The sequence below is a fragment of the Leucobacter faecis genome (assembly GCF_054456635.2).
The window spans coordinates 37,544-55,018 of record NZ_JBTJEP020000018.1 but is presented as its reverse complement, the minus strand read 5'-3'; the positions used below and the strand labels follow the sequence as shown (position 1 = coordinate 55,018).

14 protein-coding genes are annotated in these 17,475 nt (G+C 66.6%); 9 read left to right on the top strand and 5 right to left on the bottom strand.

The window, feature by feature from the left end:
* Nucleotides 1-80: 80 nt before the first annotated feature.
* Nucleotides 81-1,046: a LysR family transcriptional regulator gene (locus ACXR2T_RS12890; RefSeq protein ID WP_458816722.1), complete on the top strand. Its 966-nt coding sequence runs from the start codon at nucleotides 81-83 to the stop codon at nucleotides 1,044-1,046.
* Between the two features lie 55 nt (nucleotides 1,047-1,101).
* Here the strand turns inward: ACXR2T_RS12890 and ACXR2T_RS12885 are convergent, their stop codons facing one another.
* Nucleotides 1,102-1,833: a phosphonatase-like hydrolase gene (locus ACXR2T_RS12885; protein WP_458816720.1), complete on the bottom strand. Its 732-nt coding sequence runs from the start codon at nucleotides 1,831-1,833 to the stop codon at nucleotides 1,102-1,104.
* Nucleotides 1,834-1,878: 45 nt separating this feature from the next.
* On the bottom strand, nucleotides 1,879-2,643 hold the full coding sequence (locus ACXR2T_RS12880; RefSeq protein ID WP_458816718.1) for a GntR family transcriptional regulator: 765 nt from the start codon (nucleotides 2,641-2,643) through the stop codon (nucleotides 1,879-1,881).
* A 164-nt stretch (nucleotides 2,644-2,807) separates the two neighbouring features.
* Here ACXR2T_RS12880 and ACXR2T_RS12875 point away from each other — a divergent pair, with 164 nt between their 5' ends.
* The 5 genes from ACXR2T_RS12875 (at nucleotide 2,808) to ACXR2T_RS12855 (ending at nucleotide 10,217) form a co-directional block, all read left to right on the top strand.
* Nucleotides 2,808-3,971, top strand: coding sequence for a TIGR03364 family FAD-dependent oxidoreductase (locus tag ACXR2T_RS12875; protein WP_458816716.1), 1,164 nt, complete (start codon nucleotides 2,808-2,810; stop codon nucleotides 3,969-3,971).
* A 37-nt stretch (nucleotides 3,972-4,008) separates the two neighbouring features.
* A complete protein-coding gene (locus ACXR2T_RS12870; RefSeq protein WP_458816714.1) occupies nucleotides 4,009-4,929 on the top strand; it encodes a phosphate/phosphite/phosphonate ABC transporter substrate-binding protein in 921 nt (306 codons plus the stop codon).
* A gap of 4 nt (nucleotides 4,930-4,933) precedes the next feature.
* Nucleotides 4,934-5,758: a phosphonate ABC transporter ATP-binding protein gene (locus tag ACXR2T_RS12865; protein WP_458816712.1), complete on the top strand. Its 825-nt coding sequence runs from the start codon at nucleotides 4,934-4,936 to the stop codon at nucleotides 5,756-5,758.
* A gap of 84 nt (nucleotides 5,759-5,842) precedes the next feature.
* Nucleotides 5,843-6,718, top strand: a complete 876-nt coding sequence (gene phnE, locus ACXR2T_RS12860; protein WP_458816710.1) for a phosphonate ABC transporter, permease protein PhnE — start codon at nucleotides 5,843-5,845, stop codon at nucleotides 6,716-6,718.
* A 322-nt stretch (nucleotides 6,719-7,040) separates the two neighbouring features.
* Complete coding sequence (locus ACXR2T_RS12855; RefSeq protein WP_458839928.1) at nucleotides 7,041-10,217, top strand: S-layer homology domain-containing protein; 3,177 nt, start codon at nucleotides 7,041-7,043, stop codon at nucleotides 10,215-10,217.
* A 21-nt stretch (nucleotides 10,218-10,238) separates the two neighbouring features.
* Here ACXR2T_RS12855 and ACXR2T_RS12850 read toward each other — a convergent pair whose 3' ends face one another.
* Together ACXR2T_RS12850 and ACXR2T_RS12845 are read right to left on the bottom strand one after the other, a co-directional pair.
* A complete protein-coding gene (locus ACXR2T_RS12850) occupies nucleotides 10,239-10,814 on the bottom strand; it encodes a MarR family winged helix-turn-helix transcriptional regulator (protein ID WP_458839930.1) in 576 nt (191 codons plus the stop codon).
* Nucleotides 10,811-12,565, bottom strand: a complete 1,755-nt coding sequence (locus ACXR2T_RS12845) for a DHA2 family efflux MFS transporter permease subunit (protein WP_458839932.1) — start codon at nucleotides 12,563-12,565, stop codon at nucleotides 10,811-10,813. The genes ACXR2T_RS12850 and ACXR2T_RS12845 overlap by 4 nt, the downstream gene beginning before the upstream one ends.
* Nucleotides 12,566-12,697: 132 nt before the next feature.
* Here ACXR2T_RS12845 and ACXR2T_RS12840 point away from each other — a divergent pair, with 132 nt between their 5' ends.
* A complete protein-coding gene (locus tag ACXR2T_RS12840) occupies nucleotides 12,698-13,411 on the top strand; it encodes an MgtC/SapB family protein (RefSeq protein ID WP_458816701.1) in 714 nt (237 codons plus the stop codon).
* Between the two features lie 5 nt (nucleotides 13,412-13,416).
* Here ACXR2T_RS12840 and ACXR2T_RS12835 read toward each other — a convergent pair whose 3' ends face one another.
* Nucleotides 13,417-14,685 carry an ROK family protein gene (locus tag ACXR2T_RS12835; protein ID WP_458839934.1) on the bottom strand — a complete coding sequence of 423 codons (1,269 nt, stop codon included), beginning with the start codon at nucleotides 14,683-14,685 and terminating at the stop codon, nucleotides 13,417-13,419.
* A gap of 152 nt (nucleotides 14,686-14,837) precedes the next feature.
* On the opposite strand from ACXR2T_RS12835, the gene ACXR2T_RS12830 reads away from it, so the two are divergent.
* Nucleotides 14,838-15,821 (top strand): MBL fold metallo-hydrolase, encoded by a 984-nt coding sequence (locus tag ACXR2T_RS12830; RefSeq protein WP_458839935.1) that lies wholly within the window; start codon nucleotides 14,838-14,840, stop codon nucleotides 15,819-15,821.
* 56 nt (nucleotides 15,822-15,877) lie between these two features.
* Nucleotides 15,878-17,449 carry an ABC transporter substrate-binding protein gene (locus ACXR2T_RS12825; protein WP_458816696.1) on the top strand — a complete coding sequence of 524 codons (1,572 nt, stop codon included), beginning with the start codon at nucleotides 15,878-15,880 and terminating at the stop codon, nucleotides 17,447-17,449.
* Nucleotides 17,450-17,475: the final 26 nt, after the last annotated feature.

Below are 17,475 nucleotides of genomic sequence, written 5' to 3'. Positions count from 1 at the left end.
TTGGGTGGGTGCCACCGCTGGCCTTGCCCCGACCGCAACCTCAGCCGCCAAGCGCTGCCCCGACAGAAACGAGATGCGACGTGCTCGAGATGAAACGACTGCACCTGCTGTGGGAGCTATCGGTGCGCGGCACGATCGCCCGCGTCGCCGAGGCGCTCAATTTCACTCCGTCAGCCGTGTCGCAGCAGCTCGCGCAGCTCGAACGCGAGGCGGGTGTGCCGCTGTTGCGGCGGATCGGCCGCACCCTCGAGCTCACGCCCGCCGCGCAGCGCCTCGTCGTCGAGACCGAGGGACTGCTCGCGGGGCTCGAGCGCGCAGAAGCGGGGCTGCGGCGCAGCCGCGACGAGGTAGCGGGCACCGTGCGCGTCGCGGTGTTTCAGACCGCGATGCTCGCGCTCATGCCCACCGTGCTCGCGAGGCTTGGGCGAACGCACCCGGCGCTGCGGGTCGAGATGACGCAGTACGAGCCGGCCGAGGCGCTGTGGGAGACGCGGGCGCGCAGCTTTGACCTGGTGGTGGCCGAGCACTATCCGGGCCACTCGGCGCCGCACCTGGCGGGGCTCGATCGGGTGACGCTCATGACCGACACGGTGTCGCTGTGCGTGGCAGCAGGCCCCTCGGACGAGCCCGGTGCCCCGCCGCTCGTCACGTCGCTGGCCGACGTCGCGCACATGCCGTGGGTGATGGAGCAGCGCGGCGCGGCCTCGCGTCACTACGCCGAGGAGCGGTGCCGCAGAGCCGGCTTCGAGCCCGATGTGCGGTTCGAGACCGCCGACCTGCAGGCCCACGTGCGGCTCGTTGAGACCGGCAACGCGGTCGCGCTGCTGCCCGGGCTCGTGCATGTGGGCGCCACAGGAAGACTGCGGCGCGTGACGCTCGATCCGGATCCGCAGCGCACGATCTTCACGGCCGCTCGCGCTTCGGGCAGCGAGGATCCGGCGCTTGCAGCCGTGCGCAGTGCGCTGCATGCCGAGGCGGCGAGGCTTGAGCGGGGCATGGCGGAGCCTGGAGTCACGAGACTGCATCGAAACGACGAGTATGCATGAAAAGTACGTATTTATCGCACCGACTCGTCGTTTCGATACTGACTCGTCGCTTGCGCTAGATCACGCGGGCGTCGAGAAACGCTGGGATCTCGGCGACCGACCCCAGCACCGCGGTGAAGGGCTGGCCGTCGAATGCCGCGCGCTCGAGCTTGCCGGTGAGCACGCCGAGCGTGACAGCGGCGCCCGAGGCAGCGCCGGCCTGTACGTCGACGACGGTGTCGCCCGCGACGAGCACCTGGGCGACGTCGGCGGTGCCGGTGGCCTCCATGACGCGGTGAATCATGAAGGGGGCGGGGCGGCCCGCGGGCACCTCGTCGCCGCAGCTGAGCGCGTCCACACGGGTGACGCCGGGCTCACCTGCGGCGGCGGGTTCACTCGCGGGGGTTGCGGCCCCGACCACCCAGCCGAGCTGCGCGAGGATCCCCTCGGCGACGTCGCGTGAGAACCCTGTGGTGAGGGCGACCTTGATGCCGCGCTGCTGCAGCAGCGCGATCGTCTCGGGTACCCCGTCGATGGGCTGCGGCGGGGTGGCGGTGTAGAGCTCGTCCAGGATCTCTTGGAACCTCGCGTAGGCCGCGTCGACCACCGAGGCGGGTTCGGGGGAGCCGCCGCCCAAGCGAATCAGGGCGGTGATGGCGGCACGCTTCTCGGCGCCCATCCACGTCTGCAGGTCGGCGGGGGCGACCGCTACACCGGTCTCGGTGACGGCCTGTTCGAGCGCGCGGTAGACAGCGCCGCCGTCGTTGATGGTGGTGCCGGCCATGTCGAATGCGGCGAGGGTGATCATATTGCTCCTAAAAACAGTGTGGGTGATTCGGTGAAATTACAAGAACTACAAGAACTGCGTCTGTTCGAAAGCCTGGCGGGCGAGGGGTGTGCGATGCTCGGCGCTGTTCTCGATGACGAAACTCGTCATGGTGGGCAGGTAGCGGTCGTCGGCGGTCTCAATGACGGACCCCGTGGCACCGTACGACAGTCGGCGCACACGCATGAGCGGTGCACCGTGGTCGACGTGCAGCTGCTCGGCTTCGAGCGGGTGGGCAGGGATCGCGTCGATGACGTGTTTGGCGCGCACCGGCACGACACCCGCGCGGGCAAGGGTTTGGTAGATGCTGCCGCCGTCGAGGTCTGCGCCCAACAGGTACCGGCCCACCGCAAACGGAAACAGTGACCGCTCGAGCATGGCGGGCTTGTCGGCGAGTAGTCGCAGTCGAATCACCTCGACGACGGGGTCATCGGGGGCGATGCGCAGCTCGCGCGCCTGCTCTTCAGTCGCGGGGAGCTTCACGCGTTCGAGCACCTTCTGCCCGGGCCGCAGCCCGAGTTCGCGCGCCCACTCGGTGAACGACATGAACGTGTCGAACGACTGGTGCGGTGCAGTGCGGTGTACGCGGGGCGGGGCGCCCCGGCCTCCCACGATCATGCCCTCGGCGCGCAGCGCGGCGAGCGCCTGCCGTACTGGGCCGCGTGAGGTGCCGAACTCAGCGATGAGTGACTTCTCGCTCGGCACCTTCTCGCCGGCGCACCACTCGCCCGTGCGAATACGGCGCAGCATCTCGTCGTACAGCTGGGCGTGCAGCGTAAAAGGCGTGGTCATGCGGCCAGACTACAAGTTGTCATGACTACTTTTGGGGCCCGTACGGTAGCGAAATGGTGAACACGTGATGACAAAAAGTTGCGCAAAAATGACGTCGATGAACGGTCAAAGAACACCGCCGTGAGAAGTTGTCATGACTACTTTCGGGGCCGCATGATCGAAACATGACCTCCTCACACACCCCGCTGCACGTCGTTATCGTCGGCGCCGGCATCGTCGGCTTGGGCCACGCTGTCGCCGCCCTCGACGCCGGATACCGCGTCACCGTGCTCGAGCAAGACGCCCAGGCCGTCACCGCCAGCGTGCGCAACTTCGGCCATGTGTGCGCCTCGGTGCAGGCCGGCGAGCTGGGCGAACTGGCACGCGCCTCGCTGCCCATCTGGGAGTCGCTCATTACGCGGGCCGGGGCCGAGGGTAGGCGATCCGGCACGATCGCGGTCGCCCGCACCGCGGCCGAAGAAGCGGTGCTCACTGAGCTCGCGGCAGGGCTCGAAACAGAGGGCTCCGCGGCAGCAAGCTCCGGATCAGCGCAGCCCCTCACCGGCCAAGCGGTGGCCGCGCAGTTGCGGTTGCCCAGCAGCGCGACGCCGCGCGCAGGGCTCTTCTTGCCGGGCGATCTGACCGCGAACCCGCGCACCGCCGTCGCCCAGATCGCGGCGTGGGTGGGGGCGCACGAGCGTGGCGAGGTGCGCTTTGGCGAGACCGTATACGGTGCCGCGACCGGCGAGGTGTTCACGAGCCGGGGCCGCATCACCTGCGACCGGGTCGTGGTCGCGGCGGGGCACCTCGTCGGCAGGCTGTTTCCCGAGGTTGCCGCGGCGGGCGAGGTGCGCGAGTGCGCGCTGCAGATGGCCCGCGTGCGCGCCCCGCGTGACATGGGTCTTGGCCCCGCCGTGCTCACCGGCACGTCGATGCTGCGCTACGGCGCATTCGCGGGCGAGGCGCAGGCCGCGCTGCGCGCAGAGCTTGAGCGCGAGCGCCCCGAGCTCATCGAGATCGACGCGAACGTGATGCTCACCCAGCAGGCTGACGGCACACTGCTCGTGGGCGACTCGCACGTCTCGCACGACTCGGCCCCGCCATTTCTCGACGAACGCTGGAGCGACATCTTGCTCGCAGAGGCCGCCGCGCTGCTCGGAACCGAGCGGCTCGAGGTGCTCGAACGCTGGCAGGGCGTGTACGCGACGAGCACCAAGCAGCAGCTGCTTGTCGCCGAGCCCACGCCCGGTGTGCACGTCGTGAGCGTCACCACCGGCACCGGCATGACCGTAGGCCTCGGCCTCGGCGCCCGCACCGTCGCGGGCTTCGCCCACGCACTTACCCACTAACCAACCCGCTTCACATCCACACACACCAAGGAGAATCGTGAAGAAGAACCTGATTCGCGCAGCCGCTTCGGTTGCCTTCGTAGGACTCGGCCTGGGCCTCGTCTCGTGCTCGAGCGGCCCATCAGAAGACGCGGCGAACGCGGCGAGCGCAACCTGCCCGAACGGCGAGATTCGCTTCGGCATTCTGCCCTACGAAGACCCCGAGCGCCTCGAGCCCGCGTACCAGGTGCTCGCAGAGGCGCTGTCAGAAAAGCTCGACTGCCCCGTTGAGGTGATGATCACCGAGGACTACGCGGCCGAGGTACTCGCGATGGAGAACGATTCGCTCGAGATCGCCCAGTTTGGCCCGCTCGGCTTCGTGTTCGCAAGCGAGCGCGCAGACGCCACCCCGCTCGCCTCATTCGGTGACGCCGAGGGGCAGCCCACCACCTACACGGGCGGCATCTGGGTGCCCAAGGATTCACCCGTCAAGACGCTCGACGACCTCAAAGGTAAGACCCTCGCGCTCGGCAGCCCAGGATCCACCTCGGGCGACGCGCTGCCCATGTCGGCGATCATCGACGCGGGCCTCGAAGACGAGGTGACGGCCGACTACTCGGGCGGTCACCCCGAGGCGCTGCTCGCGCTCGTCAACGGCACCGTCGACGCCGCGCAGATCAACTCGCAGACCCTCGCAACGGCCGAGGCCGAAGGCACCTTCGACGCGTCGCAGTACCGCCAGGTGTGGGAGTCGGCCGAGATTCCCAACGACCCGATCACGGTGCGCGGCAACATGCCGCAGGAGTTCAAGGACGCAGTCTCAGAGGCGCTGCTGAGCCTCGACGCGGCCGACGTCGAAGCCGTCAGCGGCTTCCTCGGTGTCGACCCCGCCGGCCCGCTGATCCCCGTCACCACCGAGACCTACCAGCCGCTCTTCGATCTCGCACAGACGATGGGCCTCACCGAGGAAGACGTCTAAACCGATGACCACCATCACCGCGCAAGACACCGCCGCGCAAGACACCGCCGTGACCGTCGAACCCGCATCGCCCCCCGCTGCGAACCAGCAGGGCGAGGTGCTGCTCGACGTGCGCGCCATCTCGAAGAGCTTTGGTGACCGCGTCGTGCTGCAAGACATGAGCATGCGGGTGCACGCTGGCGAAGTGGTCGCCTTTCTCGGAGCCAACGGCTCGGGTAAGTCGACCACGTTGCGCGCGGTGAACGGCCTCATCGAGGCCGACTCAGGCGATGTCACCATCGCCGGGGTCAAGCTAAACGAGGCGAGCGCTGCGCGGCGGGCTGAGGCCCGCCGCACGGCCGCCACCGTGTTTCAGAAGATTCACCTGGTGCAGCGCCGCTCGGTGCTCGCCAACGTGTGCGCGGGAGGCTTCTCGCGGCTCCCCGCGTGGCGCTCGATCCCGCCCCTGTTTGGGCAGGAGCTGAAGGAAGAAGCGATGGCGTGCCTCGAGCGCGTGGGGCTCGCGAGCCGCGCCCACGACCGCGCCGGCAGCCTATCGGGCGGCCAACAGCAGCGCGTCGCGATCGCGCGGGCGCTGTGCCAGCGGCCGCGCATGATCCTCGCCGACGAGCCCGTCTCGGCGCTCGACCCGAAGGCCGCAGACGACGTGATGCAGCTGCTGCACGACCTCGCGAGCCAGGAGGGGCTGGGGGTCGCCGCGGTGCTGCACCAGCCGCACCTCGCCCGCGCCTACGCCGACCGCGTGATCGGCCTGCGCGACGGCCACCTCGTATTCGACGCCGCCACCGCCGAGATCGACGACGCACAGCTCGCGTCGCTCTACGTCTAGCTTTCCATCGCCCGCCGCGCGCTGCTCTCTCGTCATTCTGCGCGAGCGTAGCGAGTCGCAGAACCCACACTCTTAAGGAACATCGTGACCAACACCCTCGTGCGCGATAGCGCCCACACCCCGGCGTCAGCGTCCAAGGCGACCGCCCGGGCGACCGCCGCCCGCACTCTGCCGGTGCCGCGCGACCCGCGGGTGCCGTACCGCGCGGGCTCGTGGGCCGTGATCATCACCGTGCTCGTCGTGCTGCACCTGGTCGCGTTTAACGCCACCGACTTTAAGCCCGAGAAGCTCGTAACGGGCGCGACGGGCATGGCCAACTTCTTGTCTGAGGCGTTTCCGCCCGACCTCTCGAGCGAGGTCGTCGTCAAGGGGCTCGAGGGGGCGCTTACGACACTGTGGATCGGCCTGCTCGGCACGACCGTGTCGGTCCCGTTCGCGCTGCTGCTCGCGGTGTTCGGCGCACGCACAACCGCGCCCAATACGTTCGTGTACCAGATCGCACGCGGCATCCTCTCGTTCTTCCGTGCTGTGCCAGACATCGTGTTCGCCCTCATCTTCGTCACCGCCGTGGGCCTCGGCCCGTTCGCCGGTGTGCTGGCGCTCATCTGCCACAACACCGGAGTGATGGGCAAGCTGTGGTCGGAGGCCATGGAAGACATTGATCCGGGGCCTGAGCAGGCGCTTCGCACCGCGGGCGCCTCACGCTGGCAGGTCGTCGCGAACGCGACGATCCCGAGCGTGCTGCCGCAGCTCACCGGCCTGCTGCTCTACCGCTTCGACGTGAACGTGCGTTCGTCGCTCGTGCTCGGGCTCGTGGGCGCCGGCGGCATCGGCCTGCTCATCAACAAGGCGATCAAGACCTTCCAGTTCGATGAGATGCTCACCTACCTGATCATCATTCTGATCGTGATCGTGGCGGTCGATCTCGCTTCGGCCTGGATCCGCAAGAAACTGCAGTAGCGCACTCGATCTTGCGTGCGGCGTCGCCCGCATGATCCGCTCTGATCTCGCCAGAGGCATCGATCCAGCGTCAAGCATCAGAAATCTCGAATTGTTGATGCTTTTCGCGAGAAAGGTGCTTGACGCTCGATCCGGATCGGTGCCTGAAGCGCGAAGCAGCCCGCGGCCCGCAGGCCAAGCAGCCCGCAGTACCCGCAACCGCAACACCTACTAAGTCGATGTGACCATGCCGAAGGGCGCGGTCACATCGACTTTGGTGTTTGCGCACAAAATCTTCACCTCCGATACACCTTCGTTGTTCTTTGAGACAGAAAGAAAAAACATGCACCTCACTCCCTCCCGTCGCACGCAGCGCTGCCTCACGGTTGCGCTTGCGGGCGGTGCCCTCCTCGCCCTCACGAGCGGCCTCGCCATCGCGCCCGCGGTCGCGATCGATACACCCGCAGTAGCGGCGCCTGCAGTTGAAGCGCCCGCAGTTGAGGCGCTTGCGCCTGAAGCGCCCGCAGTAGAGGCGCCGGCTGCGGCGGCAGCGGCTGACGCCGCCGCGGCCCCCGCGCTCATCAGCGAATCGTTCGACACCGCGACCGCGACCGGCGCGCCCGCCGGCTGGTCTGTTGAACACCAGAACATCGACGGCATGAAGCCCGAGTGGGGCGGCTGGACCTTCCACACCACTGACGAGGTGACGAGCACGTTTGGTGCAACGGGAGACCGCGGCTCGTTCGCCCGCGGCACCGGCAAGTTTGCGGTGGTGCAGTCAGACACTAACCGGCCCACGACCGGCCGTTTTAGCTCCACACTGTGGTCGCCCGAGGTGGCGCTCGCCGCAGGTGCGAGCGCGGGCACGGGCGCAGGCGCGAGCGCAGGCGGCGCCGTCGTAGTGCAGTTCGACACGCACTACAAGCAGGGGCAGGCGCCGCAGAAGGCCGCGCTCGTCGCCAAGTTTGACGGCGGGGCGCCCGTCGTCGTCGCTGACTACAGCGCGCAGCAGCTCAACCAGGCAATGTCGCACAGCATCGATGTGCCCGCCGGTGCACAGAAGGTGCAGATCGGGTGGCAGTACCTCGAGAGCAGCAACAACTGGTTCTGGATGATCGACAACGTGCAGGTCGCCCAGGGCGCCCCCGCCGATGTGACCCCCAAGATCACTTCGCTCGTGAAGCCCGTGGTGGCGCCCGGCAAGGCGACCACTGTGCAGCTCGCGGGGCTGCGCCCCGGCCAGCAGCCCGAGGCCGTGCTCGGCGCGGGTGATGCCGCCGTGCAGGTGGCAGGTATTCCCGCCGCTGCCGCCGACGGCACAGTCGCCTTTGACGTGGCGATTGCGGCCACGCAGGCGCAGGCGACGCTGCCGCTCACGATCACCGGGGCGGGCATCACTCCCGTGGAGCTTACGGTGACGGTGCTGGACGAGATCGGCGAGCAGGCACAGACGACCGAGCCGCAGGTGTGGTGGGACGGGTTCGACGGCACCGTCGACAACTGGAAGGCCGAGGGCGACTGGCAGTTCATCACCCGCCAGCAGGTGATTGACACGTACGGGCTCGACCGGCGTCACACGTTCACCCGCGCCTCGGGCGTGATCGCGGTGGCAGAAACCGCGGGCGCGGCTTTTACCGGCACGCTCTCCTCGAAGCCCGTCGCGGTGACCGCTGGTGACGAGCTCGAGCTGCGCTACGACAGCCACTTCAGGGTGCGCGGCGACGGCGCCCACGCCGGCACGGTGACGCTCACGTTCGACTCTGGTGAAACCGTCGAACTGCGCGCCCAGTCGGCAGAAGAAGAATCGGCGCAGCCACGCCTGCCGTTCACTGTGCCCGCGGGGGCGGGGAAGGTGACGGTCGCGTTTGGGTACGACGCGCCCGCGGGCGCCGGATCGTGGATGCTCGACGACGTGCAGATCGTGCAGCCGCTCGGGGCCCTCGCAGAAGACGCCGCACCAGAGGCGATTGTTGACGTGTTTAGCGACGTGCAGGGGGCGAACGCCAAACTGCAAAACCAGGTGATGCCCGGGTTTAAGAAACTCGAGGGCGGCCGCGCCGACGTCGTAATCTCGAACGGTGACCTCACGAGCAATGGCACGCCCGCGCAGTACGACAGCTACCTGAAGGCGTTTAGCGCGGGCGGCGGGGGCGACTACGCAACCAGCATCTCGACGATTGGCAACCACGAGTTCTACGGCTACGACGGATCGGCCACCTACATTGAGCGGTTTCTCGAGAAGACGGGCATGAAGGGTCTGGGCGTCGAAGGCTCAACGTCTGACAACAAGGGGCTGTGGGGTGAGGTGGTCGTCGACGACAAGCTGCCCGTGTTGTGGATCGGAAGTGAGCGCCACGAGTACAAGGGCGGATCGGGCCCGTTTGTTGAGATTTGGGATGAACAGTACAACTGGCTGCGCGACCGTCTCGACCACTACCGCGACAGCAACACCCCGGTGCTGCTGAGCATGCACCACGTGTTCGAGAACTCGGTCTCGGGCTCGTACGCAAACCTGTACAAGCGCGAGTTTGGCAACGACCAGGAGCGTATGGAGCGCCTCATCGCCGCCTACCCCAATGTCACGGTGATGAGCTCGCACACGCACTGGAACCCCAAGCTGCACGACTGGAGCGTCGAGCAGCGCTTCGACCCCACCACGAGCCAGGCCCCTACGGTCATCAACACGGCCGCAGTCACCACGCAGTACGGCCCGAGCGGCGACTGGGGTGAGACGGGCGTGGGCGGCGCTGACCCCGCCGGCATGCGCATCTCGCTCTACGAAGACCGCCTGCGCGCGACCGTGTACGGGTTTAACGGGCAGGCCGAGCCGACCGAGATTAAGCACGTCGACATCGCACTTCCGGTAGAAAAGGTGGAGCCCGAGAAGCCCACTGACCCTGAGAAGCCGACTGACCCCGAGAAGCCGGGTAAGCCCGCAGTCACGTTCAGCGACATCACGAAGTCGTCGAAGTTCTATCGCGAGATCATGTGGATGGCCGAGTCGGGTCTGTCGACCGGCAACAAGACGACCGATGCCGCAGGCAACACGGTGTTCGAGTACCGGCCGAAGAGCCCGGTAACGCGCGAGGCGATGGCAGCGTTCCTGTACCGACTCGAAGCGCCGAAGGGGTACGAAGCGCCCGAGGTATCGCCGTTCGTCGACGTGAAGCCTGGTGACAAGTTCTACAAGCAGATCGCGTGGATGCACGACGAAGGCCTGTCGACCGGGTTCAAGCAGAAGTCGGGCAAGCCGACCTTTGGTGCGAAGCAGAGCATTACCCGCGAGGCGATGGCGGCGTTCTTGTTCCGCAAGGATGCGCCCGAGGGGTACAAGGAGCCCAAGGTGTCACCGTTCGCTGATGTGAAGAAGAACGACAAGTTCTACAAGCAGATCGCGTGGATGCACGAAGCGGGCATCTCGACTGGCACCAAGCAGCCGGTGGGCAAGGCGAAGTACGAGTCGAAGGGTGACGTCACACGCGAGGCGATGGCCGCGTTCTTGTACCGCGCCGAGCGCTAGCCTGAGCACTGACCGCGGCAGCTAGCGCGCCGCAGACGCATCCTCCGCAGGCGCAGTCTCCGCCGCTGGCTCAGGTGAAGCCTTGGCGCCCCCGCCGTGCCCTCGGGCACAGCGCACGGCGGGGCCGTCGGCGTGCTCGGGGGAGTACGAGTTGAAGCGGTGCAGGCTTTCGCCCAGCTCCATGAGCGCCGCGTCGTCCCACTGTGCAAACCGCAGGTGGTAGTCGTGGGCAGCGCGGGCGCGCAGCTTTTCGATCGTCTCGCGGGCCTTGTCGGTCGCCGTGATGAGCGTGACGCGACGGTCTTCTGCCGCAGGCTCAGACGCAACGAGGCCCAGGTCGCGCAGCTTCGAGATTTGACGGCTGACCATGGCTTTGTCGATATCGAGCAGCTGACTTAAGCCCGTCACCGTGACGGGGCCCTTGCGCAGCACCACCTGCAACACCATGATGCCCGAGCCGCGCAGGTCGGGGTGCGTCTCTTCGGCGAAGCGTGCCCAGCGCGTGCGCACGAACGCAAACACCTCAGAAAACTCGGCGATGATCTGCGAAATCTGCTCACTGCGCTCGGGGGTGAGTTCGTGAGTGCTGTCGGTCATCGCCCGCTCACCGCCGCGAGCTGCCCGGTCTCGGGATCGTGCGGGCCCGTGTTCGAACGAGGCACGGCGTGACTGGGCACGGCATGATCCGGATCACCGGCAGCGCCCGTGCCCACAGCGCCCGTGCCCACAGCGCCCGAGCCCACAGCAGCAGAGTCGGCAGTAACAGTGCCGGCAGAGTCAGCCTCGGCCGCGGCGCGCAGCTCAGCGAGCTTTTGCGCGTTGCTCTTGGTGCTCAGCGGAATGTTCGGCAGAAACGCGATCGCGAGGATCGCGAGAATCGCGACGGGGGAGGCGGCGAGAAACACGTTGCCGATGCCGTGGCCGTAGGCGGTTTCCATGATGATGCGAATGGGCTCGGGTAGCTCAGACAGCTTGGGGATCGCGCTTGTCGCAAGGTCGCCCGCGCCCGCGAGCAGCTTGGGATCGAGCGTCTTCATGCCGTCCTTGATGTAGGTGACAACGAGGTTGCCCAAGAGCGCGCCCATGGCGCTCATGCCGGCCGTGCCGCCGATCGTGCGAAAGAAGGTGACGGCCGAGGTTGAAGCACCCATCTGGGTGGGGTCGACCGTGTTCTGTACGACGAGCACGAGGTTTTGCATGCACAGACCCACGCCCACGCCCAGCACAAACATCGAGACGCCCACGTACCAGAAGTTGGTGTCGAACCGCAGCTGACCCATCATTAGGAGGCCAGCCAGCAGAATGAAGGAGCCCGCGACCATGTAGCGCTTCCACTTGCCGGTGCGCGTGATGATCTGGCCGACGAGGGTCGAAGCGATGAGCACGCCCGCCATCATGGGAATGGTCAAAAGGCCCGACTCGGTGGGTGTCTTGCCGCGCGCGAGCTGCATGTACTGGCCGAGAAACACCGAGGTGCCAAACATGGCGAGGCCCACCGCGAGCGACGCGATCACCGCGAGGGTGAAGGTGCGGCTCTTGAACAGCGAGAGCGGAATCAGCGGCTCGCTGGTCTTGAGCTCGACAAGCACCGCGGCCACGAGCAGCAGCACGCCGCCGCCCACCATGGCGAGGGTCTCCCACGACCACCAGTCGAAGTTGGTGCCGCCGAGGGTCACCCAGATCAGCAGACTCGAGAAGCCCGCCGAGATGAGGATGGCGCCCCAGTAGTCGATTTTGATCTTGCGCTTGACGGTGTGCAGGTGCAGCGTGCGCTGCAGCACGATGATCGCGGCGAGGGCGATGGGGACTGCGACGTAGAAGTTCCAGCGCCAGCCGATCGCGTCGGTGATCCAACCGCCCAAGAGCGGCCCGCCCACGGTCGAAACGGCCATGATCGCGCCCATGATGCCCATATACTTACCGCGCTCGCGCGGGCTAATGATCTCGGCGAGCACAATCTGGCCGAGGGCGCCTAGGCCACCGGCTCCGAGGCCCTGCAGCACACGAAATCCAATGAGCCAGCCCGGATCGCCGGCCGTGCCCGCGAGGGCCGAGCCCACGGTGAAGAGCACGAGCGAGATCTGCAGCAGGGCTTTCTTGCTGGTGAGGTCTGCGAGTTTGCCCCAGATGGGGGTCGAGACGGCCGAGGCGAGCATGGTCGCGGTGACGACCCAGGTGAAGGCTGCCTGGTCGCCGCCCAGGTCGGCGAGGATCACGGGCATCGAGGTGCCAACGACGGTCATCGACAGCATCGAGACGGCCATTGACAGGAAGAGCCCTGTGAGGGCGAGGTTTTTCGCGCGGCCCTCGAGGAGGCCGTCGGCGGGAAGGGTGGTGGTGCGACTCATGTGCGGCGCGGAGTCCTTACTGCAAAGTAGACAGAAATATCGTTGATGAAAGTCAACTGTATTGCGATCGTTGATCTTTGTCAACTAAGTGCGGCGGTGTGCTGTTGCACCGCCCTCGTTAGGATGTGAAACATGCAGTGGTGGATGTCGACGTCGGGGTTGCAGCTCGAATTGCTAGCCCTGTCGTTTGTGCTGTGCGCGCTCATTGGCATCGAGCGGCAGTACCGCCAGAAAGCGGCGGGGTTTCGCACGCACGTGCTCGTGGGCACGGGGTCTACTGCGTTCACCCTGGTCTCGGCGTTTGGGTTTGGGCCGGTGCTCGGCACCGACGTTACGCTGGATCCGTCGCGCATCGCCGCACAGATCGTTACGGGCATCGGCTTCTTGGGTGCGGGAGTGATCTTTACGCGGCGTAACGTGGTGCGCGGGCTTACGACCGCCGCCACGATCTGGGTGGCGGCCGCGGTGGGTATGGCGGCGGGCGCCGGTATGGTGTCGCTCGCGATTGGGCTCACGGGGGTGCACCTGCTCACCCTGCTCGTCGTGGGCCCGCTCGCGGGGCTCCTGCCCAACCGTGATTCGAACCGTGTGGTGCGCATCGTCTACGTTGACGGCGCGGGCGTGCTGCGAGACGTGTTATCTGAGGCGACAGCGACGGGCTTCGCCACGTTTATTCTTGCCAACCGTAGGCGCGAGGGCACCGACCTTGTTGAACTTGAGGTGCGGTTTAAGGGGCGGTCGCCGCTCAACAAGCTGCTGCCGTCGCTGCACGACATCGCGGGGGTGAAATCGATCGAGGTGCGCCGCGACAGCGACGACGATGATGAGGACGAGGCAGGTCCGTAGCGGCGCTACCCGCTCGCGAGCGCTGGTCTGGTGGCGACGGCGCGCAGTGCTGCAATCTGCAAGCCCTCTTGTACGCGTGATGCGTGCCCGTCTGCGAGCTCATACTTGAGCATCTTGATCGGTGGCACCGACACGAGTGAGTCGAGGCGACCCGTCATGCTCGCAAAAACCGGCTCGCCGAGTAGGGCGAGGTAACCATCGAGTATGACGCGGCCGGGGTTGATGACGGCGGTGATCGCTTCGACACCAATTGAAAGCCAGTGGCCGGCCTCTTTGAGTACTTCGAGTGTTTGTTTGTCGCGTCGATCGCGTGCGGTGATGAGATCTGCGAGCATGTCGGGCCCTCGGCGTGACAGCTCAGAAGCGGGTACCGACCCGCCAAACAGGCGTTGGTGCAGCCGAGCCAGGCCGATCTTGGTTTCCAGGCAGCCGGTTCGCCCGCACCAGCACAGCTCGCCCTGCGGGTCGACGACGAGCTGACCAAACTCGCCCGCGAGCCCGGCCGTGCCGCGAAAAACAGAGTGGTCGTAGACGCCGCCACTCAGAGCGTAGCGGCCCCCAAAATACGCGACGGGATGCTGGGTGGGCCCTGTCGCCCAGTCGGAATGCTCGTGCAGTTGTGCGAGCATCGAATAGTTGGTGTCACGGTCGGCGCTGAGCGCAGCCTCGGGGTGTATGCCGGGCCCCGCGGTAGCGGCGTACGAGCGCAGGGCGGCGCCAACTTCGAGGTCGTGCCAGCTGTTCATCGTGGCGCGTGTCACGCGCCCCGTCTCGTGGTTTACTGCGCCGGGAATGGCGAGTTCGATTGCAATGACCTGTCGGCCTCCTGCGGCGGCATAGTCTGCGGCCCAAGAGACGATGTGCGCAAGCTGCGCGAGGTAGTGCTCGGGCGCGCATTCTGGGTCGATGGCAAAGCGGCGCTCGGCGGCGAGCTCGAGGTCGAGAAAACTGATCGTGGCCCACACCTCGTGTCGGTCGAGCACGAGCCCCATGAGTAGCCACCGCTCTTGTGACAGCGCGAGCGGCTTGGTGGGTCTGCCGCGTTGGGCGAGCTGCACTGGCTCCATCTCAATCACCAGTTGGCGTGCCTGCAGTTCTTCGGCGAGCTTGGTGAGGCTTGAGGCACGCAGCCCGGTGTGGTGCTCGATCGCCTCGCGGGTGCTGACTGGTTGCGCCACGAGCGCGTCGAGCACCTGGGCGAGGTTGTGTTCGCGCAGGTCAGTGAGCGAGCGGCCGAGCGGTCTGGCGCTCGTGAGGGGAGTGCTTCGCGTCATGGTGCTGCTTCCTTGCGCTCTGGGGTGAAATTCTGCGTTGTGATCAGGCTACTTTATAAATGTTACCCATTTATTACGAAGCGTGTAGTATATTGATCCACGTCGGGCGCAGGTCAGTCCCGGCGACACGAACTGATGACGAGGAGGTCACAGTGACAACGAACTTTGGTGCGGCTCAGGGGGAGCCTACGCAGGGCATTCGCATTGTCACGCTCGGCACCGCGGGCGGGCCACAGTGGTGGCGGCAGACGGCGCCGGGCGAGATTCGCGCTGGCATCAGCACCGCCGTAATCGTGGGCGACGACGTCTACCTCGTCGATGCCGGGTACGGGGCCGCCGTGCAGCTCGCACGGGCGGGATACAGCCTGGGCCAGGTGCGCGCGGTGTTCGTCACCCATCTGCACTCGGACCACACGGTCGACCTGCCAGCGATCATGCTGTTTAGCCTCTATGAGGCGGCCGCCTCGCCGCACCTGCCCATTCCCGTGATTGGCCCGGCGCCGCATCCTGGCATGGCCAACAAGGGCGGCCTGCCGCGTGGCGGCCTGCCGCGTGGCGGCACCGCGGGGCTCATGCGCGGCATCGAAGCGGCCTTCGCCGACGACCTCTTTGACCGCATGGAGTACGGCCTGCGCCAGGGGCTCGACGCGGTCTGGCAAGCACGCGAAATCGCGCCCGCCGCTCACGAGGTCTACCGCGACGAGCACGTCGCGGTGACCGCTGCGAGCGTCGATCACGGCAGCATGCAGCCCGCCTACGCGTTTCGCTTTGATACCAGCGCCGGATCAGTCACCATCTCAGGAGACACGGCACCGTGCGAGGCGCTCACTGACCTCGCTCGTGGTACTGACCTGCTGCTGCACGAGGCGATCGACGATGAGTGGCTCACCGCGGCATACCCGCCTGACGCCGAGGCGACTGACGTGCAGCGCGCTTCGCTGGCACACCACCGTGAATCGCACACCACCACGGCTGACGCGTGCCGCATGGCCGACGAGGCCGGGGCGGCCCGACTGGTTCTGCACCACCTGGTGCCGGGCAACACACCCGCAGAGGTCTGGCGCCAACAAGCGACCAGGCACAGCGGCAGCGTAGAGGTCGCAGCCGACCTGGGCGTCTACCACGTGCCCGGCTAACGGGCCCCATTCTCACAACGTTACTCACCACCTCACTGATACTTAAGGACACTCTCATGGCTCACTCCACTCGCACAGTCGGGCGCAACGTCGCGTCTGTCGGCGCTGCCGGCTTAGCTTTCGCACTCGCCCTCACGGGCTGCACCACCTCGGGCGGCAGCTCGGGCGGCGACGCCTCACAGATTCGGTCGGTCTTCGCCGCCGACCCGCACAGCTTTTTGCCGTGGGAGGCCAGCGCAGTAGACGATTACCTGGCCGCCAGCCTCATGTATCAGCCACTCGTCTTCAAAGACGATGGCAACGAGTTCATTCCCGGCCTCGCGACCGAGTGGGACGTGACGCCAGAACAAGCAACCTTCACTATTCGCGAGGGCGCGGTGTGCGGCGACGGCACAGAGATCACTCCGACGATCGTTGCTGATTCACTCAACCAGTTCGCTGAGCACTCGGCCACGTTTGCTTCGACAACGTTTGGGGCGGGCACTCCGACCATCACCGCCGACGACGCGGCGCACACCGTCACCGTCGACCTCGCGCAGCCCTGGACTGACGTGCTCTCGGGCCTCGCGCTGCCCGCATCGGGCATCGTGTGCCCCGCAGGCCTCGCCGACACCGACGGCACCGCCGCGGGCACCGTTGACGCCGCGGTCACCGGGCCCTATACGCTCGCCAAGAAGCAGGCTGGCGTGCAGTACGAGTTCGCGTTGCGCGATGACTATGACATGTGGCCCGCGTACAAGAAACCGCTCGAGGGTACGCCAGCGCAAGAGCTGCTGTTCTCGGTCAACTCAGAGGGCAGCGGTATCACCAACGAGCTACTCACCGGCACAATGGACGTGGCGATTGTGCGCGGCAAAGACATGATGCGGCTTGAAGAGGCAAAGAACGTCAACACCGAGCGCATTCCCGCCGCAAACCTGTTCTTGCTGTTCAACGAGCGCGAGGGCCACCCCTTTGCAGACGAAGCGAAGCGTCGAGCGGTGGCGCAGGCGATGAATCGCGAGGCGTTCAACCAGGCGACGAACGGTGGACTGGGGGAGCTCGCAGCATCGTTCGCGCTGCCCGCTGTGCCCTGCTACAACCAAGATGATGCGCTGCTGATCCCAGAAGACCAGGCGGCAGCGGCCACCGCCCTCGACGGTGTGAAGGTGCGCGTGCTCGGCTCACAGGCTTTTGGGCCGAACGGTGCGGCCAACACCTACGTGGCAGAAGCTCTGCGCGCGGCGGGCGCAGACGTGAGCCTCGAAAACGTTGACAACGCCACCTGGGCGGCCAACGGCATGCAGAAGCCCGAGAGCTGGGACCTGATCGTGTTCGCGAACGTGAACGCGGCCGCCACCATGTGGGGCGTGATGTCACTGTTCGTGGGCGCCCCGACCGAGGACGGCGGTGCGAACTGGACGGGCAACGCCGACGACGCTCGCCAGGCACTCGTGAACGAGGCGATGCAGGAGGCTGACCCCGAGAAGCGCTGCGCAATCTACGCCGACGCCCAGAAGGGGCTCATTGAAGAGGCCAGGGTAGTGCCGCTGAGCACCATGGCCTCCATGGTGGGCACACGCGAGGGCTTCACGATGCGCTCGCCCAACAAGTCGCGCGCAGACATGACCATGCGCGTCACAAACTAGCGGCGCCTCGCGCCAGAACATGCAAC

Bases quoted from the DNA above. Each gene is read 5' to 3' on its own strand.
- ACXR2T_RS12845 (WP_458839932.1), bottom strand. From the start codon at position 12,565: ATGAGTCGCACCACCACCCTTCCCGCCGACGGCCTCCTCGAGGGCCGC.
- ACXR2T_RS12840 (WP_458816701.1), top strand. From the start codon at position 12,698: ATGCAGTGGTGGATGTCGACGTCGGGGTTGCAGCTCGAATTGCTAGCC.
- ACXR2T_RS12835 (WP_458839934.1), bottom strand. From the start codon at position 14,685: ATGACGCGAAGCACTCCCCTCACGAGCGCCAGACCGCTCGGCCGCTCG.
- ACXR2T_RS12885 (WP_458816720.1), bottom strand. From the start codon at position 1,833: ATGATCACCCTCGCCGCATTCGACATGGCCGGCACCACCATCAACGAC.
- ACXR2T_RS12880 (WP_458816718.1), bottom strand. From the start codon at position 2,643: ATGACCACGCCTTTTACGCTGCACGCCCAGCTGTACGACGAGATGCTG.
- ACXR2T_RS12850 (WP_458839930.1), bottom strand. From the start codon at position 10,814: ATGACCGACAGCACTCACGAACTCACCCCCGAGCGCAGTGAGCAGATT.
- ACXR2T_RS12825 (WP_458816696.1), top strand. From the start codon at position 15,878: ATGGCTCACTCCACTCGCACAGTCGGGCGCAACGTCGCGTCTGTCGGC.
- ACXR2T_RS12865 (WP_458816712.1), top strand. From the start codon at position 4,934: ATGACCACCATCACCGCGCAAGACACCGCCGCGCAAGACACCGCCGTG.
- ACXR2T_RS12855 (WP_458839928.1), top strand. From the start codon at position 7,041: ATGCACCTCACTCCCTCCCGTCGCACGCAGCGCTGCCTCACGGTTGCG.
- ACXR2T_RS12875 (WP_458816716.1), top strand. From the start codon at position 2,808: ATGACCTCCTCACACACCCCGCTGCACGTCGTTATCGTCGGCGCCGGC.